Annotated in this window: 20 protein-coding genes and 1 tRNA gene; 12 read left to right on the top strand and 9 right to left on the bottom strand. The window is 37.7% G+C overall.

Annotated elements, in window-relative coordinates; translation table 11 throughout:
* Positions 1-100 precede the first annotated feature (100 nt).
* From AP75_RS03530 to AP75_RS03540, 3 genes are read left to right on the top strand one after another with little or no spacing between them, the layout of a single operon-like run.
* Entirely contained in the window at positions 101-739 is a 639-nt protein-coding gene (locus AP75_RS03530; RefSeq protein ID WP_031501788.1) for a peroxiredoxin, read from the top strand.
* A 20-nt stretch (positions 740-759) separates the two neighbouring features.
* On the top strand, positions 760-1071 hold the full coding sequence (locus AP75_RS03535) for a thioredoxin family protein (RefSeq protein ID WP_031501789.1): 312 nt from the start codon (positions 760-762) through the stop codon (positions 1069-1071).
* Positions 1068-1316, top strand: a complete 249-nt coding sequence (locus AP75_RS03540) for a DUF6952 family protein (protein WP_088263604.1) — start codon at positions 1068-1070, stop codon at positions 1314-1316. Before AP75_RS03535 ends, AP75_RS03540 begins: the two co-directional genes overlap by 4 nt.
* 48 nt (positions 1317-1364) lie before the next feature.
* Here AP75_RS03540 and AP75_RS14625 read toward each other — a convergent pair whose 3' ends face one another.
* The 4 genes from AP75_RS14625 to uvrA form a co-directional block, all read right to left on the bottom strand.
* A complete protein-coding gene (locus AP75_RS14625; RefSeq protein WP_242589756.1) occupies positions 1365-1838 on the bottom strand; it encodes a hypothetical protein in 474 nt (157 codons plus the stop codon).
* 124 nt (positions 1839-1962) lie between these two features.
* Positions 1963-2463: a GNAT family N-acetyltransferase gene (locus AP75_RS03550; RefSeq protein WP_031501792.1), complete on the bottom strand. Its 501-nt coding sequence runs from the start codon at positions 2461-2463 to the stop codon at positions 1963-1965.
* 2 nt (positions 2464-2465) lie between these two features.
* Positions 2466-2978, bottom strand: a complete 513-nt coding sequence (locus tag AP75_RS03555; protein ID WP_088263605.1) for a DUF421 domain-containing protein — start codon at positions 2976-2978, stop codon at positions 2466-2468.
* A gap of 154 nt (positions 2979-3132) precedes the next feature.
* Positions 3133-5967: an excinuclease ABC subunit UvrA gene (gene uvrA, locus AP75_RS03560; protein ID WP_088263606.1), complete on the bottom strand. Its 2835-nt coding sequence runs from the start codon at positions 5965-5967 to the stop codon at positions 3133-3135.
* A 365-nt stretch (positions 5968-6332) separates the two neighbouring features.
* On the opposite strand from uvrA, the gene AP75_RS03565 reads away from it, so the two are divergent.
* The 4 genes from AP75_RS03565 (at position 6333) to AP75_RS03585 (ending at position 13732) form a co-directional block, all read left to right on the top strand.
* Positions 6333-7007 carry a YceI family protein gene (locus tag AP75_RS03565; protein WP_088263607.1) on the top strand — a complete coding sequence of 225 codons (675 nt, stop codon included), beginning with the start codon at positions 6333-6335 and terminating at the stop codon, positions 7005-7007.
* A gap of 1420 nt (positions 7008-8427) precedes the next feature.
* Positions 8428-10218: a GmrSD restriction endonuclease domain-containing protein gene (locus tag AP75_RS03575; RefSeq protein ID WP_088263608.1), complete on the top strand. Its 1791-nt coding sequence runs from the start codon at positions 8428-8430 to the stop codon at positions 10216-10218.
* Positions 10219-10328: 110 nt separating this feature from the next.
* Entirely contained in the window at positions 10329-13466 is a 3138-nt protein-coding gene (locus AP75_RS03580) for a type ISP restriction/modification enzyme (RefSeq protein WP_088263609.1), read from the top strand.
* Positions 13467-13549: 83 nt separating this feature from the next.
* Complete coding sequence (locus tag AP75_RS03585; protein WP_143755798.1) at positions 13550-13732, top strand: hypothetical protein; 183 nt, start codon at positions 13550-13552, stop codon at positions 13730-13732.
* 11 nt (positions 13733-13743) lie between these two features.
* Here the strand turns inward: AP75_RS03585 and AP75_RS03590 are convergent.
* The 5 genes from AP75_RS03590 to AP75_RS03610 all read right to left on the bottom strand — a co-directional run bounded on the left by AP75_RS03590 (position 13744) and on the right by AP75_RS03610 (position 17106).
* Positions 13744-13817 (bottom strand) — tRNA-Ala (locus AP75_RS03590).
* A gap of 101 nt (positions 13818-13918) precedes the next feature.
* The gene (locus tag AP75_RS03595; protein WP_088263611.1) at positions 13919-14722 is read right to left on the bottom strand and encodes a class I SAM-dependent methyltransferase; all 804 of its coding nucleotides are present in this window, start codon (positions 14720-14722) and stop codon (positions 13919-13921) included.
* The gene (hisS, locus tag AP75_RS03600; RefSeq protein WP_031502738.1) at positions 14722-16077 is read right to left on the bottom strand and encodes a histidine--tRNA ligase; all 1356 of its coding nucleotides are present in this window, start codon (positions 16075-16077) and stop codon (positions 14722-14724) included. Before hisS ends, AP75_RS03595 begins: the two co-directional genes overlap by 1 nt.
* A gap of 180 nt (positions 16078-16257) precedes the next feature.
* Positions 16258-16707 carry an HRDC domain-containing protein gene (locus AP75_RS03605; RefSeq protein ID WP_031502740.1) on the bottom strand — a complete coding sequence of 150 codons (450 nt, stop codon included), beginning with the start codon at positions 16705-16707 and terminating at the stop codon, positions 16258-16260.
* A gap of 69 nt (positions 16708-16776) precedes the next feature.
* Positions 16777-17106, bottom strand: a complete 330-nt coding sequence (locus AP75_RS03610) for a single-stranded DNA-binding protein (RefSeq protein WP_031502742.1) — start codon at positions 17104-17106, stop codon at positions 16777-16779.
* Between the two features lie 257 nt (positions 17107-17363).
* On the opposite strand from AP75_RS03610, the gene AP75_RS03615 reads away from it, so the two are divergent.
* The 5 genes from AP75_RS03615 (at position 17364) to AP75_RS03635 (ending at position 24480) form a co-directional block, all read left to right on the top strand.
* Positions 17364-18431 carry a Gfo/Idh/MocA family oxidoreductase gene (locus tag AP75_RS03615; protein ID WP_031502744.1) on the top strand — a complete coding sequence of 356 codons (1068 nt, stop codon included), beginning with the start codon at positions 17364-17366 and terminating at the stop codon, positions 18429-18431.
* A gap of 110 nt (positions 18432-18541) precedes the next feature.
* Positions 18542-19672, top strand: a complete 1131-nt coding sequence (locus AP75_RS03620) for a hybrid sensor histidine kinase/response regulator (RefSeq protein ID WP_031502746.1) — start codon at positions 18542-18544, stop codon at positions 19670-19672.
* A 4-nt stretch (positions 19673-19676) separates the two neighbouring features.
* Positions 19677-23270, top strand: coding sequence for a response regulator (locus AP75_RS03625; protein WP_031502748.1), 3594 nt, complete (start codon positions 19677-19679; stop codon positions 23268-23270).
* Positions 23271-23281: 11 nt separating this feature from the next.
* Complete coding sequence (locus tag AP75_RS03630) at positions 23282-23656, top strand: response regulator (RefSeq protein WP_031502750.1); 375 nt, start codon at positions 23282-23284, stop codon at positions 23654-23656.
* Positions 23657-23661: 5 nt separating this feature from the next.
* Positions 23662-24480, top strand: a complete 819-nt coding sequence (locus AP75_RS03635; RefSeq protein ID WP_088263612.1) for a CheR family methyltransferase — start codon at positions 23662-23664, stop codon at positions 24478-24480.

Below are 24480 nucleotides of genomic sequence, written 5' to 3' on the forward strand. Positions count from 1 at the left end.
CCAAATCTTTAACTGTTATAGATATTATAAATCGGAAAATAGTTTTCAATTGATAAAAACTTTGTATTTTTGTACTATTAAATTTTAAAAACCAATTATTATGTCACTAGTAGGAAAAAAATTCCCAAACGTAGCAATCGACGCAATGAGCGAAATGGGAGATGATTTGAAAATCAACATCTTTGAAGAAGCAACAAAAAATCAACAAAAAGTAATTTTGTTTTGGTACCCAAAAGATTTTACGTTTGTTTGCCCAACAGAACTTCATGCTTTCCAAGAGGCTTTGCCTGAATTCGAGAAAAGAAACACCAAAGTAATCGGAGCTTCTTGCGATACCAACGAAGTACATTTTGCTTGGTTGAACACTGCAAAAGATAACGGAGGAATCGAAGGAGTAACTTACCCAATTCTTGCCGATACTCACAGACAATTGGCGAACATTCTTGGAATTGTAGATCAGGATTTCGAATTTGACGAAGAAGGCAATGAATTCTACACTGGTTCTAACGTTACTTACAGAGCAACTTACCTAATCGACGAAACCGGAAAAATCTTCCACGAATCTGTGAACGATATGCCATTGGGAAGAAACGTAAAAGAATTCTTAAGGTTAATTGATGCGTACACGCACGTACAAAAACATGGTGAAGTATGCCCTGCGAACTGGGAAGAAGGCAAAGATGCAATGAAAGCGGATAGAAACTCTACTGCGGAATACCTTGCGACTCACAACAACTAATTAAAAATAACACAACCGAAATGTACACAGAATTAACAGAAGACACTTTGCAACAAATTGTTGCAGAACAAGATCAGGTTGTAGTACAATACGGCGCATCCTGGTGCGGGAACTGCAGAATTATGAAACCAAAATTCAAAAAATTGGCTGCAGAGAACGAAAATATTCCTTTCTACTACGTAGATGCGGAGAAATTGCCGGAAAGCCGTAAATTGGCTAAAGTAGATAATTTACCAACCTTTGCAATATTTAAAAAAGGGGAATTATTCAACCAAGTACAGACCAATCAAGCGGAAAGTCTTATTAACCTTTTTAACGAAGCGAACTCATGAAACTACCTATAATTAGACAGTTTTACCAAACTCAAACTCCGGAAAACTTAGAAAAAACTTTAGAGGTTTTAGAAGCTTTCTGCGAATTTCGAGGCGCCACGGAAGAAGACCTTAATGTAGCAGGAGAACTGATTACCAATATCTGCGGAGCATTGGAAGTTCACCATAACGTGAAAAATGGAATGAGTGAAAAAGATGCACTGAACGGATTTGCACAAAAAGTTTTAGGGTCGATCGACAAGTAAAACCAACTTGCTGAATAGCAAAAAACGCGGGATATTTTCCCGCGTTTTTTATTTGTGATTTTTCTTTCCTTTTTTGTGCTTATCCTTCTTGTATTTTCCTTTTTTATAGTCGCCGTATTGGTCGTCATCTTGCCAATTTCGGTTGTTATTCCAAGACCCATTTCGCTTCTTGGTTTGTCCGTAAGCGTAATCTTTTGCATTACCACCGTAGATCTTTTTAGCCTGTCCCGGAGGTAATCTTTTTGCATTTCCGTTTGGATAATAAACGGTATTATTACCATTTCTTCCCAAAACTCCCAGTCGGCCCGATACGTCGCCGGTTCTTATTATACGCCCGTTTTGGTATACATTCCCATTTCTATCACGATAAATCTCGCCTTGTCGGTAAACTGTTCCGTCCGATGATCGGTAAACAGTTCCATTGTTTGGATAATTATTGCCATAAACATCATTCGCCGTTCCACATGAAGCGAGGGTGAAAGCGAGTCCTGCCATAGCAACTATCTTAAATAGACTTTTCATTTTTTCTAAATATTTAAAGTTCTCAATAGCTATTTCAATGATGATGCCAAACGGAAAAATTTTTGATTTTAGAAAAAAGTCAAGAAAAGAAAACACTTAAGGAAACATACAAAATCGGTCTGTTTTAAGAAACACCAATTGTTTTGCTTCTTCTCTCCAGCAGAAGTACATCTCGCCAAACGCCATTCATTTGAGCAATTTTTTCGCGATTTCCAACGGTTCTGAAACCAAATTTCTGATGAATAATTAAACTCGGTTGATTCTCTGGGAAAATACCTGCTTGAAGCATCCAAAAACCATGTTCTTCGCTGGCGAGGATTAATTTCTGAAGCAACATCGCACCCAAACCTTTTCCTTGCGCAACATTCGACAAATAAATACTTACCTCGGCAACACCTTTGTAGCAATCGCGGTTGCTGATGGGTTGCAACGCCGCCCAACCTACAACATTTTCGTTTTCATCCTCCAAAATCAATCGAGCTATTTTGAAATATTTCTGGTCCCAAGCTTCCCAACTTGGTGCTGTTTGGTCGAAAGTTGCATTGCCGCCGGCAATTCCTTCTTCGAAAATTTCGATGACTTTGGCGCCATCCTCTGGTTGCATTTCGCGTATTTCGTAGTTCATTTTTAATGATATTTTTTCTTTAATCTTCTTTTAATTCTGGAATACTGAACTTGCTGATCGGTTGTGTTATCAGAAATTACACTGATCGTTCCATCAACTTCCATGATGGAGAGTTTAACCTCCTCAATCCTTTCAACTCCATGTTCATGTACCGCTTCTTCCAGCTCATCTAGCGATATTTCTACTTTTTGCATATTTTCGAGCAGAACCTTACCATCGCGAATTAAAATGACCGGATCAGACTCTAAAAAGCTTTTCACTTTAGGATTTTTAAACATTATTTTTTTTAATAAAAGATTAGTTAGAAAAAGTACAAAAGCTGCTAAGAGACCACCTTCTAATGAAGAATTTGTACCAACCATCGCATTTTGAACTGCATTGGAAATTAGAAGAAGCAGCACTACATCGCCGGCATTAAGCTGTGATAGCTGGTTTTTTCCGAAAATGCGAATACCCGCCACGATAAAAAGATAAACTACGAGGGAACGTAAAACAATGTTGAGTAAATCCTCCATTAAAAATTTTTAATAAAGGTAAAAAAATGCGAAAAAATTATGAACTCTTTTTAGGATTATATCACTTCTGACCGTAGAAAAAATTCTAAGTTAAAAAAAAAGACCTTGCCGAAAAGGCTGACAAGGTCATTATTTTGTAACAAAAGGCTTGAAATTATGCTTCCATTTCTTTCTTTAAGTACTTTGCCGTCAATGATTTTCTAGATTTAATGATTTCTTCGGGCGTTCCTTTCGCAATGATTTCGCCGCCTTTGTTACCGCCTTCTAAACCAACATCGATGATGTGATCCGCCATTTTAATCACATCTAAATTATGTTCGATGATGATGAAAGAATTCCCCAAATCCACCAATTTATTGATGGCATCCATTAAGACTTTCACATCTTCAAAATGCAATCCTGTGGTCGGTTCATCCAAAATGTAAAGGGTATTTCCGGTTTGTCTTTTCGCCAATTCGGTTGCGAGTTTTATCCTTTGCGCTTCACCGCCCGAAAGCGTGGTCGATTGCTGACCAAGCGTGATATAACCCAAACCAACATCTTGCAACGTTTTCACTTTAGCAAAAATTTTCGGAATCGGTTGGAAAAATTCCGTAGCTTCATCGATGGTCATTTCCAAGACATCTGCGATGGATTTTCCTTTGTAGCGAACCTCGAGGGTTTCTCTGTTGAAGCGTTTTCCGTTACATGTTTCGCAGTGTACATATACATCTGGCAGAAAATTCATTTCAATCACTTTCAGGCCGCCACCTTGGCAAGTTTCGCATCTGCCTCCTTTGACATTAAATGAAAAACGACCGGCTTTGTAACCTCTAATTTTCGATTCTGGCAATTCTGCGAACAAGTTTCTGATGTCGGTAAACATTCCGGTATAAGTTGCCGGATTCGAACGCGGGGTTCTTCCGATCGGAGTTTGGTCTACATCAACAATTTTATCAATATGTTCGATTCCTTCGATTTTTTTGTATGGCAAAGGTTCCTGAACACTTCTATAGAAATGTCGGTTAAGAATTGGGTATAGAGTTCCGTTGATTAAAGAAGATTTTCCACTACCAGAAATCCCTGTTACAACCACCAATTTTCCTAATGGAATTTCCAGGGTTACATTCTTTAAATTATTTCCGGTAGCACCTTTCAGTACAATCGAATTACCGTTGCCGGATCTTCTTTTTTCAGGGATTTCGAGTTTTCTTTTTCCGGTGATATAATCTGCAGTGATGGTATTGGCTTTGAGCAAATTTTTCGGTTTTCCCTGCCAAAGAACTTCACCGCCGTATTTTCCTGCTCGCGGACCAATATCAAGAACTTCATCTGCTTCCAGAATCATGTCTTTATCATGCTCCACAACGATTACGGAGTTTCCAATATCGCGAAGATGTTTCAGGGAATTGATGAGTCTTTCATTATCCCTTTGATGAAGTCCGATAGAAGGTTCATCGAGGATATAAAGCACATTCACGAGTTGCGATCCAATTTGGGTAGCCAAACGAATACGCTGCGATTCCCCACCAGAAAGCGTTCGAGAACTTCTGCTTAAACTCAGATAATCCAATCCAACATCCAGGAGAAATTGCAATCTCGTTTTGATTTCCTTTAAGATTTCGTGGGCAATTACTTTATTTTTCTCGCTGAAAGTATCTTCAACATCATTCAGCCACGTTTTTAAATCGAGGAGAGAAAGTGCGTTGATCTCAGCAATATTTTTTCCATCAATTTTAAAACTTAGACTTGATGGTTGCAACCGCGTACCTTTACATTGCGGGCAAACTTCTTCGGTGGTAAAATGTCTTTCGAGGAGCACTGCGTCATAGCTATCCTTATCCTCAATCATATCATTAATGAGTGACACCAAACCGTCAAAATTCACCTTGATTTTTTTGGTGATTCCTGCGTATTTTAAATCTTTATTAAATTCTTTGTGGCAACCGTTGTAGATATAATCCAAAGCTTCCTGAGGAATATCCTTGAATGAGGTCATCAATCCGAGACCAAATATTTCGAGAATATTTTTGATCTGCCCGAGAATCCATTTGTTGGATTTAATATCCTCCAAAGGCAATAAAGCCCCTTGATTGATGGAAAGATTGGCGTTTTCAACAAAATAATCAGTGTTTACCTTTTTTATGGTTCCCAAACCTTTGCAATGTGGGCAACTGCCTTTTGGTGAATTGAATGAGAAGGTATTCGGTTCTGGCAATGCCATGGAATAACCGCTTTCTGCATCCATTAAATTTTTGGAAAAATATTCGATTTCGTCGGAACCCAGTTTCTGAATTCCGATAGTCCCTTCGCCCATTTGCATGGCTGTCCGCAAGGATTTTTCCATTCGATTTTCGGTTGCGTTTTCGCCTATAATCCAACGGTCGATAACAATGTCGATATCGTGAGTTTTGTAGCGGTCGAGTTTCAGGTCGATTTCAATGTCTTGAAGTTCGCCATCAATTCTGGCTTGTCCGTACCCTTTTTTAGCCATTTGAACGAAAAGCTCGTGGTAATGTCCTTTTCTGGAACGCACCACAGGAGCCATGAGCATTACTTTTTCGCCTTTATAATTTTGCTGGATCGCTTCCAAAATTTGCTCCTCGGAATAGCTCACAAGTTTTTTTCCACTGGAAAGTGAATATGCATCGGAAACCCTTGCAAATAACAACCTCAGAAAATCGTAAAGTTCGGTAACGGTACCTACGGTTGATCTTGGATTTTTATTGGTTGTTTTCTGCTCAATTGCGATTACCGGCGACAGACCGTCGATTTTATCGACGTCTGGTCTTTCGAGGCCACCGAGGAATTGCCTTGCGTACGCAGAGAAGGTTTCGATGTATCTGCGCTGTCCTTCCGCAAAAATGGTATCGAATGCGAGCGAAGATTTCCCGCTTCCCGATAATCCGGTGATGACTACGAGTTCGTTTCGGGGGATTTTTACGGAGATATTTTTCAGGTTGTGTTCCCGCGCTCCGTAAATTTCAATATATTCTTTGGAATCTTTCATTTTAATGCTCCGAAATTAGCCAATTCGGGATTGGCAAAAATACGGAAATTTTATGGCATTTCGCATGAAGGATTCTGAGTGAAAAGAGATAAGATTCAAGACACAAGATTTAAGAATTTAGGAAGTTAAATCAAATACAGTCCGACTATTTGATATGTTATCATCTACTTTTGGAGTTTTCCTTTTTATGTTAAATTTAAAAAAACATTAAAAAATGAAAGTTCATTATGAGCTGAGTGCGTGATCATTAACCAAAATAATGTTTTTTAATATGATGTTTATTGATAATTCTTATCATACATCAATAAATTGATTGATGAAAGTAGTTACTTTTGCAAAGAATTTTAATTAACAATCAATTCACAATGAAAAAACTATCAATCCTCGCATTATCAGCTTTTTTATTTGCAGTATCATGTAAAGAGTCGAAAACGGACAATGCCTCAACTTCTACCGAACAAGCTGTAGCTGAACAAAAAGGTGAAACCTATACCGTAAATGCAGACAGCAGCTTGGTAAAATGGACAGGGTACCACAAAGGCGGTCTAAACCCAAGATTCGGAATCATGAAAACTTCAGGAACTCTTACTTTAGATGGTGACAACCTAACTTCAGGAAGTTTAAGCGCTGACGTTAATACTTTGGTAACCGATCCTGCATCTGTAGATCCTGCACAAAGCGAAGGAAAAACTTCTGCAGATTTAGATGGCCACTTGAAAAGCGCTGACTTCTTTGACGTAGCAAAATATCCAACTGTGAAATTTGAAATCACTAAGGTTGAAGATTTAGCAGCAGGAACTGAAAGCAAAACTGAAGGTGCTAACAAAACTGTAAGCGGTAACCTTACCATCAAAGACAAAACAGTAAACGTAACCTTCCCAGCAAAAGTAGTTGTAGCGAACGGAAAAGCAGAACTTACTTCAAAATTCACCATCAATAGACAAGATTGGGGATTGGCTTACGGAGCAGAAGGAGATCCAAAAGATTGGATGATTTCTCAGGAAGTAGATTTAGAGCTTCATGTTGTTGCAACAAAATAAGCTGATAACGAAATAGATCAAAAAAGGCTGCATGTATTTGCAGCCTTTTTTTTGCACCCAAAAACCACGGATTTATGTTTTGAAGATACTTACCCCGTTTTTTGGAAGAATTCTCTTATTTCTTCCGGTTTTAAACCTAAATAGTCAGAGACCTCTTCGCCTTGATTTCTTTGTATTTTGTTTTCAAAATGATGATCTACATGCGGGATTACGAATTCTTCAAAGTTTGGAATGCAAAGTTGAGACGGGATGTTCCAATGGTAGAGGGTTTAAAGCTTTATCAATGTGAATGAAGCAACCGGGAAACCCGATTGGCATTGCGTTTTGCAATATTTGTAAAATTTCATCTTTATTTTTACTATATTCACATAGAGTTTGTAAAGGGTTTCTAGTACCTTTGTAGTACCATTGTAGTACCTTAAGCATTTTAATGTATTATCAAAATAAGCGATCTTTTTTTGTGGATTTGTAAATTTTAATGAGATTGTTGATGAAACAAAAGTTTGAAGACTTTGTTAAGACGATTTAAACCATTACATTTTTGTAGTTTTATAAAAAACATATCAATTTCCGTATGTGCGATTAAAAGTAGAAGTATATGGCTTAAATAGGAAACTCCCCACTACCACAGAGAAAAAGCATCTTTTCCTTAACAAAAATTCTGTTCCACCGTACGGGTGATATTGGGCCAAAAATTGAGACACTTGTTCCATACCTATGAAACAAGATTTTCATGCTGATGATACTTGAGTTTCGTCCTTATGAAACTTTTGTATCGTTACTACGTTTTTGAGGGATAATAGGTATAGAAAATTGGAAGGTTTAGAAACCATTTCTTTCATGTTGGCCAACCAATTTTTCAAGCGGTGGGATTTTCTCGAAAGTTCTCGCTGTATTTAATGCTTGAATTGTTTTACAATATTAACGAAAACAAATCATTTATCCAAGAGTTTTTATAAAAAACAACTGTAATTCATTGAAATGCAGTTTACTTAGGTATTATTTGTATAACTGTTTTTTTTACCGCAAAAGAGGCAAAAGTTTTTTTAGTAATGCAAAGGCGCTACGCTTTCAAAAGGATACTGGTGAATCTGCGGAATCTGGGGGATTTGCGAGAATATTAAATATTTCTCGCTGATTTGGGTGATTTAGCGGATTTTTTTTAACGCAAAGACACGAAGGGTGGTGGTTTTTACCATTAAGGGATTGAGAATATTAAGGGATTGTTTTAGTGGAAAGGGTTGGAATTTGAAATTTGGAAATGAGGTCATTTGAAGAGAAGAATCAAAAGTTTTTTTATGGGGCTGGATGAATGTTTTTTGGATTAAAAATTTTTTGGTTTGGGATAATATGGATATATTTGAATGATGCGCTACTTTGTGACGATTGTACTTAATAGAAACGAACTACAAAAAGACAAATGCAAAAATATTCAGTAAACCAACATTTAATAGAGACTATTTTAGCTTGGGTAAATTCAGGCGAAATTGCAATTCCAGAAATTCAAAGACCATTTGTTTGGGATAGTTCAAAAGTTCGTGATTTAATGGACAGTTTGTACCAAGGTTACCCAATTGGTTATGTAATCGCTTGGAGAAACCCAAACGTAAAACTGAAAGACGGAAGTTTAAGTGAAGGCAAAAAAGTCTTAATTGACGGACAGCAACGCGTAACAGCTTTGACTGCTGCAATTCTTGGACAATACGTTATCAACAAAAACTATCAACGCATCAAAATCAAAATCGCTTTCAATCCTATTGAAGAACGTTTTGAAGTACAAAACCCCGCAATCTTAAAAGATAAAGTTTGGCTTCATGATATTACAGATGCTTTTTCAGGAAAAATAAGTTTATTGAAATTAGTTAGGGATTATTCGGCTCTTAATCCTGAAATTGATGAAAACCTCATCGAACAATCATTTTCAAGATTAATCAGCATTGTGAAAAAACCAATCGGAATGATTGAGTTGAGCTCTGAATTAGACATTGAAACAGTAACAGAAATTTTCATTAGAATCAACTCAAAAGGAGTTGTTTTAAGTCAGGCAGATTTTGCAATGAGTAAAATTGCTTCGGATACTGAAAATGGAGGAAACGAATTGAGAAAAGCAATTGATTATTTTTGTCATTTAGCCATTGCGCCAGATTTTTACAAGCAAATTGTAGATAATGACAAAGATTTTGCTAAAACCGATTATTTCCAAAAAATGTCTTGGCTTAAAACAGAAAATGAAGATTTATATGACCCAAGTTATAACGACTTAATTCGTGTTGCATTTACTTCACAATTTAATAGAGGACGGCTATCCGACTTAGTAAGTTTACTTTCGGGAAGAAACTTTGAAACAAGAAGTTATGAAACCGAAATTGCAGAGCAATCATTTTTGAAACTAAAAAAGGGGGTAAATAATTTCATCAATGAAACCAATTTCAAACGTTTCTTGATGATTGTAAAGTCAGCAGGATTTATTTCTCCAAAACTCATCCGCTCACAAAACGCTATTAATTTTGCTTACATTCTTTACCTGAAACTAAAAGAATTAGGAGTAAATTCAGTTGCCATTGAAAGTTATGTAAGAAAATGGCTGGTTTATTCTATATTGACCGGAAGGTATTCAGGCTCGCCTGAAAGTACATTTGATTTTGATATCAAACAGATTTCCCAAAAACCATTTGGAGAATATCTAAAAGAGAAAGAGGACGGAGAACTTTCAGATGCCTTTTGGAATGCATCTTTGCCACAAAGTTTAGATACTTCTGTTGCAAGTAGCCCCTATTTTCATGTCTTTTTGGCATCGCAAGTAAAAGCCAACGACAGAGGATTTTTATCAAAAGATGTTTTAGTAAGCGATTTGATTTCTTTGCGTGGTGACATTCATCATCTGTTTCCAAAAGACTATTTAAGTAAAAAAGGACTTGATAGAAGCAAATACAACCAAATTGCCAATTATGTTTATATGCAATCGGAAGTAAATATTAAAGTGGGCAACAAACCACCTAAAGACTATTTTGAATTGATTAAAACTCAAATTATTGAGGATAATAAATTGATGAGTGGGATTTCTAATGAAGAAGAATTGTTGGACAACCTCAAAATGAACTGCGTACCGACGGAAATTATGGAAATGAACATTGATGATTATCAGGATTTTTTAACTTTAAGAAGGAAATTGATGGCTCAAAAAATCAAAGAATATTATAACAAACTCTAAAGTAAAAAGAGAAAAAATAATAGATGATATTTTGCTTTTCCCTAGAAGGTTTTGGTATATGAATGAGAGCTTGTAGATTGGCTGTGTTCGAAAAAAAATAAAGGTTATATATGACAATAGCACAATATATTGACAATTTAGATAAAAGGTATCGGCTGGGAAATGCTACGGAACATACGTTTCGTGGGGATTTGCAACAACTTTTGGAGAGTTTGGTGGTGGGCATTAGGGCGACTAACGAACCGAAAAGGCAGAGTTGTGGTGCCCCAGATTATATTTTGACCAAAAACGATATTCCTGTCGGTTTTATTGAAGCAAAAGATATTGGTGATAAAGATTTGGACGGGACTAAGAAAACCGGAAACAAAGAACAGTTTGACCGCTATAAGGCTTCGCTGAATAATTTGCTTTTTACCGATTATTTGAGTTTTCATCTTTACCGAGAGGGGGAATTTATCACCAAGGTTTCCATTGCGGAGGTTGGTGAAAAAGGTATTCAACCGATACCCGAAAATTTCATCGTCTTCGAGAATCTGATCAAAGATTTCTGTACCCACGTAGGACAAACGATTAAAAGTCCGAAAAAGTTAGCAGAAATGATGGCAGGTAAAGCCCGACTGCTTTCGGATGTTATAGGCAAAGCCCTTACCAGCGATGAGGCGAACCAAGAAGACAGTACCCTGAAGGATCAAATGACTGCTTTTAGGGATATTTTGATTCACGACATTACGTCCAAAGGATTTGCTGATGTGTATGCACAAACCATTGCGTATGGAATGTTTGCTGCAAGATTGCATGACCCTACCCTGCCCACATTTAGCAGGCATGAAGCTGCCGAACTGATTCCGAAATCGAATCCCTTTTTAAGGAAATTATTTGGCTATATCGCAGGACCGGATATTGATGACCGCATCAAATGGATTGTGGATAGTTTGGTGGAGATATTTTTGGCGTGTAATGTGGAAGAAATTCTGAAAGATTATGGCAAGGCTACCAAAATGGAAAACCCCATCATCCATTTTTACGAAACTTTCCTGAGCGAGTACGATCCGAAACTTCGTAAGGCTCGAGGCGTTTGGTACACTCCGGCTCCGGTGGTAAATTTTATTGTAAGAGCGGTAGATGATGTCCTGAAAACCGAATTTGGGTTATCCCAAGGATTAGCCGATACCAGCCAAACAAAAATCACGCTCGATACCCAGAATTTCAATGCCAAAAAGCAGAAATACGACACTGTGGAAAAGGAAGTACACAAGGTGCAAATTCTGGATCCGGCAACCGGTACAGGTACTTTTTTGGCGGAAGTTATCCAACATATTCACAAAAAATTTGAAGGGCAGCAAGGCATTTGGAGTAACTATGTAGAAAAGCATTTGATTCCCAGGCTGAACGGTTTTGAACTGCTGATGGCGAGTTACGCCATGGCGCACCTGCAACTGGACATTCTGCTGAAAGACACCGGCTACAAAGCCACCAATGACGATCGTTTGCGCGTATTTCTTACCAATAGTTTGGAGGAAAGCCATCCCGATACCAACACACTATTTGCCAACTGGCTGAGCGACGAGGCGAACGCCGCCAACCGCATCAAGCGGGATTCTCCGGTGATGGTGATTTTGGGAAATCCGCCGTATTCTGTAAGTTCCAGTAATAAAGGTGAGTGGATTCAGAATTTAATTTCCGATTATAAGAAGAATTTGAATGAGAGAAAAATTAATCTTGATGATGATTACATCAAATTCATTCGGTACGGACAACATTTCATTGATAAAAACGGAAGCGGCGTTCTAGCCTATATTTCCAACAATAGTTTTATTGATGGAATTACTCATCGACAAATGAGAAAGAGTTTGCTTGAGACTTTTGATAAAATTTATATTCTTGATTTACATGGAAATACAAGAAAACTTGAAACATCTCCTGATGGCTCGACAGATCAAAATGTATTTGATATTATGGCTGGAGTTTCCATTAATATTTTCATAAAAAAAAGTAAAAATCAAAAGAATCAATTTGCTAATGTTTTACATTATGACTTATATGGTGTTAGAAATAAAAAGTATGAATTTTTAAATAACGAGAACATTAAAAGTATTGACTGGTGTGAAATAAATTCGAACGAACCTAATTATTTTTTCGTTCCAAAAGATTTTTCAAATGTTGAGACTTATGAGTCAGGATTTAAATTAGACGAATTATTTTCATTTTCTAATTCAGGTTTTGAAACGGCGAAAGATAATTTTATAGTCAAATTTGAAAAGGGAAGCAGCAATAAATTAAAACAGGATATTGAATTATTGACTGCGGAGGATTTAGCAAATAAATTTGGTCTAAAATTATCAAAATCACAAGAAGTCAAAAATGATATAATAAACTCATCAGTAATAAAAATTTTATATAGGCCATTTGACGAAAGGTTTACATTAATTTCTAAAAATAGCGGAGGAGTAATGTTTCGTCCGAGATTTGAAACAGTCCGACACTTATTACATAATAATATTGGGCTTTTGTGTTGCAAAAGACAAACATCATTTGATTTTCAACATACATTTATAACTAAATTACCTGTTGAAAGATGTTCTGTTTCGCTACAAACTGGTGAAGTTAGTTATGTTTTTCCACTCTACCTTTACCCCGAAACCACTCTTGAAGGCGATGCCAAAAGAATCCCGAACCTCAATATGGAAATCGTAGAGAACATGGCTAAAAATTTAGGTTTACATTTCTCTCCTGAAAAACCGGACTATTCGCAGCAAACTGAGGAAGACAGCCAATTTTATCCCGAAGATATTTTAGATTACATCTATGCCGTGCTGCACTCGCCAAGTTACCGCGAGAAATATAAAGAATTCCTAAAGATCGACTTCCCAAGAGTGCCTTATCCGAAAGATGCAGAAACTTTTTTCAAGTTGGTAAACTTAGGACGGGAAATTCGGGAGATTCATCTTTTGGAAAGTCCTGTGGTTGAAAATTACATCACCCAATACCCCGAAGATGGTGATAATGTGGTGAATAAGCCTGTTTATAAAGATGGCAGAGTGTACATCAATTCTTCTCAATATTTTGAAGGCGTGCCGGAAGTGGCTTGGAATTTCTACATCGGGGGCTACCAACCCGCCCAAAAATGGCTGAAAGACCGCAAAGGAAGAACATTAGATTTCGATGATATCCTGCATTACCAAAAAATCATCGTGGCTTTAGCGGAAACGGATCGGCTGATGAAGGAGATTGATCAGATTGGATTGTAGAGGTTAGATGCAAGAAGAAAGAGGAAAGGTTTTTTGGAGGATGGAGGTTGAATTTGGAAATATGGAAATTGGTTAATTTGATAATGCTCTCGCTGATTTGGTTCTTGGTTCTTTATTTTACCGCAAAAGAGGCAAAAGTTTTTTCAGAAATGCAAAGGCGCTACGCTTTCAAAGGATGCTGGGGAAGTTACGGGATCTGCGGGAAATTTCATCCTTTAAAAAACCACGATTTCAAAGACAAAAAAAAGAGTTACAGAACGCTGTAACCCTTTTGTTGTGGAGGATATCGGGATCGAACCGACCACCTTTAGACTGCCAGTCTAACGCTCTAGCCAGATGAGCTAATCCCCCTTTTCTTAAATTCTAGATTTCAGATTCCAAAATTTAGATTTGCAATAATACAAATTTTTGTACTAAATTCTAAACTTCCTTGATATTTTTATCGGGAGAAATCAGGATTTATCAGTATTCTTTTCGGCCACCAAAGAGAAAACATGAGGAACTTTGTTGCCAAATTGCGGAATTCTGTACTTCCCTTTTTCAAATTCTTCATTATGTCGAAAACACGCATACGGTGACCAATCATACTCTTGGAAAGATTGTAATGATAAATTGGCTTTCAATAATCCCTCCAAAACCTCGGAAGTTGGATGATTCCACATCACATATTGCTCTACCAAATCGGCTTTTTGATCTGCATAAGTTCCTTCGTAGGTTTCCACAATCGGTTTTTCGTTGAAATAATTGTACTTCACATGGGTAAAATCGTCATCAAACATCCACACTACCGGATGAAATTCCACAAAAACAAATTTCCCACCGGGTTTTAGAAATTGCGAAATTACTTGCGCCCATTTTTCCAAATCAGGAAGCCAACCGATCGTTCCATAACTTGTATAAACGATGTCGAATTTTTGGTCTAAAACTTTCGGCAATTCATAAACATCAGAAACCAAGAAACGTGTATCAGTTCCACATTTTTGTGCTAAATCTTGCGCTGCTTCGATCGCTTTGTCCGATAAATCGATGCCTGTAACCTTCGCTCCCATTCTTGAAAGCGAAATCGAATCTTGCCCGAAATGACATTGAAGATGAAGGATTTCTTTCCCCGAAACATCTCCCAAAATCTCCAGTTCAATGGAATTCAAAGAAGTTCTCCCGTTCAGAAATTCATCTACAAAATAAAAATCCGATTTCAGGTGAGGTTCCACTTTGGCGTTCCACGATTTCCTGTTGATTTCGAGATAATTTTCCATTATAATTGATTTAAGAAATCGTCTATTGACCAAGTTTTCTGCTCGCTGTTTTCCAGATTTTTCACGGTGATATTCCCTTCAGAAATTTCCTGTTCACCGAAGAAAACAAGATTCGGAATTCCTTTCTTTTCAGCGTAAGTGAATTGTTTTTTGAGTTTAGCAGATTCAGGATACAATTCCGCAGAAACGCCTTTCGCTCTGAATTTTGCTATGATTTTCAATGCTTCTACTGCTTCTGTTTCGCCGTAATTGGCAAACAAATATTTCACTGCAGTTTCGCTATTTTCAGGGAAAAGTCCGAGTTCTTCCATCACCAAATAAATCCTGTCGAGACCGAAAGAAATCCCAATTCCCGGAATATTTTTCACCCCGAAAACCTCGGTAAGATTATTGTATCTTCCGCCACCACCGATGGAACCCATTGCAACATTATTGGCTTTCACCTCAAAAATTGCTCCGGTGTAATAATCCAGTCCACGAGCGAGAGTGATGTCGAATTTTAAGTTCTCCGGAGAAATCCCCAAATCCATACATTTAGTAAGCACAAATTCCAATTCTTCAACACCTTGAAGGCCAATTTCGTTTCCTGCAAACTTCTCTTTCAATTGAAGGACATTTTCCAGAGCATCATCACTCTGGCTAAAGAGAAAATCCAGTTGATCGATTGATTCTTGAGAAATATTTTTCTCTAAAAGTTCTTTTACCACTCCTTCTTTTCCGATTTTGTCAAGTTTATCCAACGCCACCGTGAAATCAATCAGCTGATCCGAAATACCTGCAAATTCTGCCAAACCAGATAAAATTTTTCTGTTGTTGATATGCAAAGTGACCGGAATCTGCAGTTCCGCGAAAGATTTCAAATACAACTGCACCAACTCTACTTCCTGCCACAGACTTTCGCTTCCTACCACATCCGCATCACATTGATAAAACTCTCTGAAACGTCCTTTCTGAGGACGATCTGCTCGCCAAACCGGCTGAATTTGGTAGCGTTTGAAAGGGAAAACCATTTGCCCATGATTCATTGCCACAAACCTTGCGAAAGGCACCGTGAGATCGTAACGCAAAGCTTTTTCAGAAATCTGGGAAATAAGTTTCTGGGAATTTTTCGCGTTCCAGTCTTCGTCTTTGGTTTTCGCCGCGTAATCGCCGGAATTCAAAATTTTAAAAATCAATCGATCGCCTTCTTCACCATATTTTCCGGTTAAAGTTGAAAGATTCTCAAAACTCGGAGTTTCCAATGGCTGGAATCCAAAGAGTTCAAAATTCTTTTGTAAAGTATTGATGATCAACCTTCTGTTGATAATTTCTTTTGCGGTAAAATCGCGTGTTCCTTTTGCTAAGCTTGGCTTCATGCTGGTTTGTAATACGTAATGATTAGAAGCAATTTCGAATTGCTTTTAGGTCGCAAAATTAAGGAATTGGAAAGGATTTTTCATCACAAAAAGCCGAAGAATACCATCATCGGCTTTAATAAAATATATGGGAATTTGTGTTTTTGTGGAGTTAACGCAAAATAAAACAAGATTTTTCCCCTAAACCGATTCTATAATCTCGATAATTTCTTCGCCGTAATTTTCTATTTTATGCTTTCCAAACCCTTTGATTTCGAGCAGTTGTTCTTTTTTTCCGGGTTTATATTTCGCAATAGAACGCAATTCTTGATTGGTCGCAATAAAATATACGGGAAGTTTTTGATTTTTTGCCTTTTCGGTGCGCCAAAGTTTCAGAGAATCGAGGATTTTTATTTCATCGGAATTGAGTTCCGCATCGTGATCCAAAGTATATTTATCTGATTTGGTGTCATTTAATATATTTTTTGGATCTTCGTAATATAAAATTACCGACCAATAAGCTTCATCATCTTTTACAAAAGCCGATTCGAATTTTAGTACATTATTTTCGCGCAAAAAACGATCTAATGCAGCCTGATCTCGACCGATAAACTCATCAGACAATCTTACTTTTAAAACTTTTACTTTCATGATTTGTGTTTTTAAAAATGAAAAAATTGCTGCCAAAATCACTCATCCAAAAGACTTTGGCAGCTTAGATTATTTACCGCCGAGAAGCACCATTTCATCTACTCTAATTTCGGTGATGTAATGTTTGATTCCATCTTTATCGTCCCAGCTTCGGTACACTATTTTGCCTTCTACCGCGATTTCTTTGCCTTTTTCGACATATTTTTCTACGATATCAACCAATTTTCCGTTAAAAACCAAATTGTGCCATTGGGTTTCTTCCACTTTTTCGCCGAGTGCGTTGGTGTAAAAATCGCTGGTTGCGAGACTTACTTTTCCAATTCTTCCGTTTTCGAATTTTACGAATTCTACTTCTTTTCCTGTTCTACCGATCAAGGTAACTTTGTTTCTTAGTGACATGGCTTTCAAATTTTAAATTAAACATTAGAAACGGGTCTCACTGATCTTCCCCGAATCTCTGCTGCAAAGTTTCACCGGTTGGCAAAATTTAGTCGGTAAAGAACTATTTAATATCGTTTGTAGTCGTTTGCATCAAATATGTATTTAATTATCAATTAGTTAAAAACTATAATTTTCTAAATTTTTTCCCATTAAAACTTCCGTTTCTTCAGTATTTACCTTAAAGAATTAAATATATTTGTGAAAAATATTGAACAATGCAAATAGTAAAAGTAGGTTTGTGCGCCTTTGGAATGAGTGGAAAAGTTTTTCACGCGCCGTTTATAAAAGAACATCCCGGATTTTTTTTATCCGCGGTGGTCGAAAGAAACAAGGAAGAATCCAGAATAAAATATCCCGAATCCACTTTGTACCGTTCGGTGGAAGATATGTTGCAATCGGATGTCGACGTGGTTGTGGTGAATACGCCCGTTCAAACCCATTATGAATATGCAAAAATGGCTCTGAATGCAGGCAAAAATGTAATCGTCGAAAAACCATTTACCATAAATGTCGCCGAAGCGCAGGAATTGGTGGAACTTGCCAATGAAAAGAAACTTTTCTTAAGCGTTTACCAAAATCGCAGATTCGATCGGGATTATCTTCAAGTTCAAAAAATTATATCTGAAGGCAATTTGGGAAACATCAAAGAAGTAGAAATTCGATTTGATCGTTTCCGGACTGATCCCAGCGGAAAAGCCCACAAAGAAGATCCCGCAAAACCCGGTTCGGGCACGTTGCACGATTTGGGAGCCCACCTCATCGATCAGGCGGTGCAACTTTATGGCGTTCCGGAAAAGCTTTTTGCAGATGTATTTTCAATGAAAGGAGCTGCTTTTGCGAATGATTATTTCGAAATTTTGCTCTATTATAAGAATGATTTAAGGGTAAGATTAAAGTCCTCAGTTTTTACCAAAGAAGCTCATTACGCTTACACGATACACGGTGATAAAGGCAGTTTCCTGCAGGAAAGAACCGATGAACAGGAAAACGAATTGGTTGCAGGAGCGATTCCCGTTTTCGGGGAAGATTGGACAAAACCTTTGACAGAAAATGATGGAATTTTAAATTATTTAAATGAAAACGCCGAATCTGAAAGAGTATTGACCAAAAGCGAACCCGGAAATTACATGAATTATTATCAGCAAATCTACGAACACATTGTTTTCGAAGAGCCGCTACCATCGCCCGGTGCAGAAGTCATCATTAACATGAAACTAATCGAAGCCGCCGAAGAAAGTTCCAAAAAAGGGCAAGTAATCACCTTTAACGATAAAAATCTTTAAAGTTTTTAAAAACTTCTTGCGAGAAGTGTCGCATTTGTTTTTAAGGGGTAAATTCTTATATTTGAAGACTTTTCCCACTCCATTTTAATACAATTTTTTATAAAAAAATAATGATTCTAATTGTAGATGATGCTCCTGAAAATTTAATCTCCTTGAAAAAGGTACTCGAAAAAAATGATTTTGAGGTTGATACCGCATCATCAGGCGAGGAAGCATTGAAAAAGATCCTGAAAAAATCCTACGTTCTCATCATTTTGGATGTGCAAATGCCCGGAATGGACGGATTCGAGGTTGCGGAAGCGATTTCCGGTTATAGCAAAGCCAAAGAAACGGCGATTATTTTTCTTTCTGCAGCGAGTGCAAATCTTAATTTGATTACCAAAGGTTACTCTTCCGGCGGGCTCGATTACATCAGCAAACCGGTGGATATCAACATTCTTTTGTTGAAGGTGAAAACTTTTTACCGAATTTATGAACAAAGTCGCGCGTTGAACGAAATGCAAATTGCCCTTCGCGAAGAGATCGAGTTCCGAAAAGAAGCCGAAAGAAAAAAAGACGAATTCATCAGTATCGCAAGTCATGAGCTGAAAACACCGATGACAAGCATCAAAGGATACATTCAACTTTTGGAAAGAAGTTTGGATAAAAACGATATCGAAACCGTGAGAACCCGAATTCATAAAGTTCAAAATCAGGTGGAAAAACTCAATTTATTGATCGCCGATTTGCTCGATATTTCGAAAATTGAAAGCGGAAAACTTAAATTCAACAAAAAATATTTCGAATTCGACGATTTGGCTTCTAATATTGTTGAAAATCTGCAACAAGCCAATCCACAGGTTAAAATCATTAAAAAAAATAAAATTGATGCCCAAATTTTTGCCGACGAAATGCGAATTGAGCAGGTGATTATCAACTTCATGACCAATGCCATCAAATACGCGCCGGATTCCGAAGAAATCCACATCAGTTCCGAACTAAAAGGGAATGATGTTTGCTTCTCGGTGAAGGATTTCGGCATCGGAATGTCGCTGGAACATCAGCAAAAAATATTTGATAAATTCTACCGAATCGAAGAAACTTCCGAGCGTTTCCAAGGTTTGGGAATCGGTTTATACATTTGCCAGGAAATTATCGAAAGACATCACGGAATCATCGGTGTACACAGCATTCCCGGTGAAGGTTCGGAATTTTATTTTACAATCCCTTTAAATCCTGAAAAGGAAGAAATTAAAAACTAATACGATGAGTTTTAAAAAAAATCTGTTTTTCGGACTTGGATTATCGCTTTTGCTTTTATTTATAAGTTCGGTCGCTTCGTACATCAGCATCCATAATCTTATCGAAAGCTCTGAAATGGTTCGAAGCAGCAATCGGGTGATCAAAAATCTAGACAATACCCTTTCTCTGCTTAAAGACGCCGAAACCGGACAAAGAGGATATCTTTTAACAGGAAAAAAACAATTCCTGAATCCTTATCTTGAAGCTAAAAAAAATATTGAAGTACAAATCGATAAAGTTTCTAAGCAGATTTCCACAACGCAAACTCAAAAAGATAATTTTCAAAACCTTAAGAAAAATATCAATTTGCGTTTGCAGATTTTGGATAATAATCTGAAAATCAAAACCAAGGAAAATTACGTTGATGCAGAGCAATTGGAGCTTGGTAAAAAATATATGGATAATGTTCGGGCAACAATTCTCAAAATGCAACAGGAGGAACAAATCGTTCTTGCGTCCCGAACCGAAACCATGAAGAAGTTTGCTTCGTACACGCCAATTCTCATTGTCCTTTCGTCCTTGCTCGCGATTTCTATTACCTTATTTTTTTTCAGAAAAGTTTCTAAAGATTTTGCCGAAAAAACAAGCCTTACCGAGGAACTAGAACAAAAAAATGAAGAAACCCAAAACCGCCTGATCGCCATAGAAAAAGTAGCCGCGAAAATTTCCGCCGGTGATTATGATATTCTTTCGGATTCGGTTGCAAGAGAAAACCTTGGGAACGTAGCAGTACCATTGAATAAAATGGCGCGGTCTCTTCAATCTTCATTTAATACACTTCAGGAAAAAGAATGGCTCAGTACTTCAATTGCGCAACTTAACGGGAAAATGATGGGCGACAAAACCATTGAAAAACTCGCCTCTGACATTCTGAATCAGCTTACAGAAAGTACAGAAAGTTCTGTAGCTGCTATTTATCTTCAAGGTGAAGATAACCGTTTGCATCTTGCCGGAAGTTATGCTTTGGCGGATCATAACTCCAGAAAACCATTGCAGATTGGTGAAGGTATTGCCGGGGAAGCTTTCCGTTCCGAAAAACATATTTTGGTTCAAAATATTCCTGATGACGACCTCACAATAAGTTTCGCCACCGGAAATACCAAACCAAAAAACATTGTAGCAGTGCCTATCACGCGCTATAATCTTCCACTTGGAGTGATCGAATTGGGAGCGATGCACGAATATTTGCCTCATCAACTTGAATTTTTGGATGCAGTTGCCGCCAATATCGGTCTTGCTTTTTTCAGTGCCCAAAGCAGAATTAAAATGCAGGAACTTCTCGAAGAAACTCAAGCTCAATCTGAAGAACTGCAAACACAACATTCTGAATTAGAAAACATTAACGCAGAATTGGAAGCTCAATCCCAAAAACTACTCGCTTCCGAGGAAGAACTCCGCGTACAGCAAGAAGAATTAATGCAAAGCAACCAAGAACTCGAGGAACGAACGAGTCTTTTGGAAGAAAAAAACATGCTTATCGAGCAACATAATATCGAAATTCAGCAGAAATCAATCGAACTGGAGCAAAGTACCAAATACAAATCGGAATTTCTCGCCAATATGTCCCACGAATTGCGAACTCCCCTGAACTCTATTTTGTTGCTTTCAAAACTCATGACAGAAAGCGATGATCTCGACGAACAATATGTGGAATATGCTGAAGTGATGCAGAGTTCGGGGCAAGGACTTCTAACATTAATTGATGAAATTCTGGATCTCTCGAAAATTGAATCCGGGAAAATGACTTTGGAAATACAAGAAGTTCCTCTGGAAGAAATTACCACCGATATGAAAATGATGTTCGGTGCCGTTGCTAAAGACAAAAATCTTTCTTTAAACATCGAAACGTTACCGGAAACTACTCCAATTTTAAAAACAGACAAACTTCGATTGGAGCAAATCCTGAAAAATTTACTTTCAAACGCGATCAAATTTACCGCCGAAGGAAGTATTAATTTAAAGGTTTCTAATGACGAATCGAAACAAAAAGTAATTTTCAAAGTAATCGATACCGGTATCGGAATAGCACAGGATAAGCTGAGAATGATCTTTGAAGCCTTCCAACAAGCAGATGGATCCACACAAAGAAAATACGGCGGAACAGGACTTGGGCTATCCATCAGCCGTGAATTAGCAAGACTTCTCGGAGGCGAAATTTCATTAAAAAGTACTGAAGGCGTTGGAAGCGAATTCACCTTAACCATTCCGATAGAAATGGTGGAAAACCGAGAAACGACCATTCCAAAAGAACCAAAAACACTTCCGACGCCTCCGCAAATCGAAGAAAAACAAGAGAATAATCAACCTGAAAGATTCGTAGCTCAAAAAATTCCGCAACCAATTGAAGATGATCGCGACCAAATTCAGGAAGGCGATAAAGTAATTCTGATTATTGAAGATGATACGGCTTTTGCCAAAATTCTTCGTGATTTTTCCAGAACCAAAAATTACAAAGTGCTAGTGGCTGTACGTGGTGACGTGGGAATCGAGATGGCGCAACATTTCAAACCGTTGGCAATTTTGCTCGACATTCAACTTCCAATAATGGATGGTTGGCAAGTGATGGAAGCTTTGAAATCGAACCCGCAAACCAAACCAATTCCGGTGCACATCATGTCTTCGATGAAATTTAAGCAGGAAAGTCTTCTTCGCGGAGCTGTAGATTTCATCAATAAACCTTTCGCGTTAGAACAAATGCAGGAAATTTTCATTAAACTTGAAAACGCACTGAGTCGTTCACCAAAAAAAGTGCTGATTGTAGAAGAAAACGAACAACATGCGAAAGCTTTAAGCTACTTTTTGGCGGCAAATAACATCACCACGGATATTGCAACCAACGTTTCCGACAGCATTGGATCGCTTCAAAATAAAGAAATCGATTGCGTAATTCTCGACATGGGCGTTCCGGACAGAACCGCTTATGATACGCTGGAAACCATTAAACAAAACAAAGGATTAGAACATTTGCCAATCATCGTATTCACCGGGAAAAACCTTTCGAAGGGCGAAGAAAATAGAATCAAAAAGTACGCAGATTCTATTGTGGTAAAAACAGCTTATTCTTACCAAAGAATTTTAGATGAAGCGGGGCTTTTCCTCCATTTAGTGGAAGAAAAACACAAGAAAAACCACGATTCCAATTCCAATTACCAAGGCGAAGGCGAAATGAGAAACATCCTGAAAGGGAAAACCGTTTTGATCGCCGATGATGATGTGAGAAATATTTTCTCCCTGACCAAAGTTCTGGAAATGCACGGAATGAAAGTTATTCCGGCAATGGATGGAAAAGAAGCTTTGAAAATTTTAAATGAAAACCCAAGTATCGATGTGGTTTTGATGGATATGATGATGCCCGAAATGGACGGCTACGAAAGCATCCGCGAGATTAGATCATCTTATAAATTTAAAAATTTGCCTGTTTTGGCAGTAACTTCCAAAGCGATGATGGGCGACCGCGAAAAATGCATCGCAGTGGGCGCTTCCGATTATATTTCGAAACCTGTGGATGTAGATCAGCTGGTTTCTTTGCTACGAGTTTGGCTTTATGATAAAATTTAAAAATTCTGAGTATGAATAGCAGTAAGAAAATCCTCATCATCGATGATGACAGCAAAAATATTTTCGCGCTGAATGCAGTTTTGAAAGCCCGAAAATACCAATGTCTTTCAGCACTCAGTGCCAAAGAAGGTTTGCAACTCCTATCCGGAAACGATTCGATCGGAGTGGTTTTAATGGATATGATGATGCCCGAAATGGATGGATATGAAGCGATCGCGAAAATGAAAACTGACGAAAAACTGAGAGAAATTCCCGTAATCGCCATCACCGCACAAGCAATGACTGGTGACCGCGAAAAATGCCTAAATGCAGGCGCCGACGGATATTTATCCAAACCCGTCAATGTTGATGAATTGGTAAAAATGCTCAACCTTTTAATCCATTAAAAAAAGTGAACTCCGAACACAGCGACGAACATCTCGAAACCCTACTCGGCGATATCCTGGAAGTCTATGGTTATGATTTCACGGGCTATTCTCGCGCATCGCTCAAGCGGCGAATTGTGCGGCTTTATCAGTTGGATCATTTTGTGAGTTTCGCCGAATATCGCTACAAAATAAGAACAGAACCAGGTTATTTTAAAAGATTTCTGGAAGAAGTGACGATCAATGTAACGGAAATGTTCCGAGATCCCTCTTTTTATAAAACTTTAAGAACCGAAATCCTTCCCAAACTTGGCACTTATCCGTTCATCAGAATTTGGGTTGCCGGTTGCAGTACAGGAGAAGAAGCTTATTCGATTGCGATTTTCTTGAAAGAACTCAACTTGTTGCACAAATCTTTGATTTACGCGACCGATATCAACAGTGCGGTGCTCGAAAATGCTGCTCAAGCGATGATTCCTTTAAGTAAAATAAAATTGTACACCGAAAATTATATCGCCGCGGGAGGTAGTGAACAATTTTCTGATTATTACGCCGCCAATTATTCCCTCGGGAAATTGAAAGACGAACTAAAATCGAAAATTATTTTTTCTACGCATAATTTGGTAACGGACAATTCTTTCAATGAATTTCAATTAATTCTTTGTCGAAATGTGATTATTTATTTCGATAGACCTTTGCAAAATACCGTTTTTGAACTTTTCGATAATAGTTTGGAGAAGCGTGGCTATTTGGCATTAGGAACGAAAGAAACTTTGGATTTTTCATCAATTTCTAAAAATTATGAAAGATTACAAGGAGAAAAAATTTGGCGCAAAATACATTAA

The organism is Kaistella haifensis DSM 19056, assembly GCF_000735695.2.
Classification (GTDB): domain Bacteria; phylum Bacteroidota; class Bacteroidia; order Flavobacteriales; family Weeksellaceae; genus Kaistella; species Kaistella haifensis.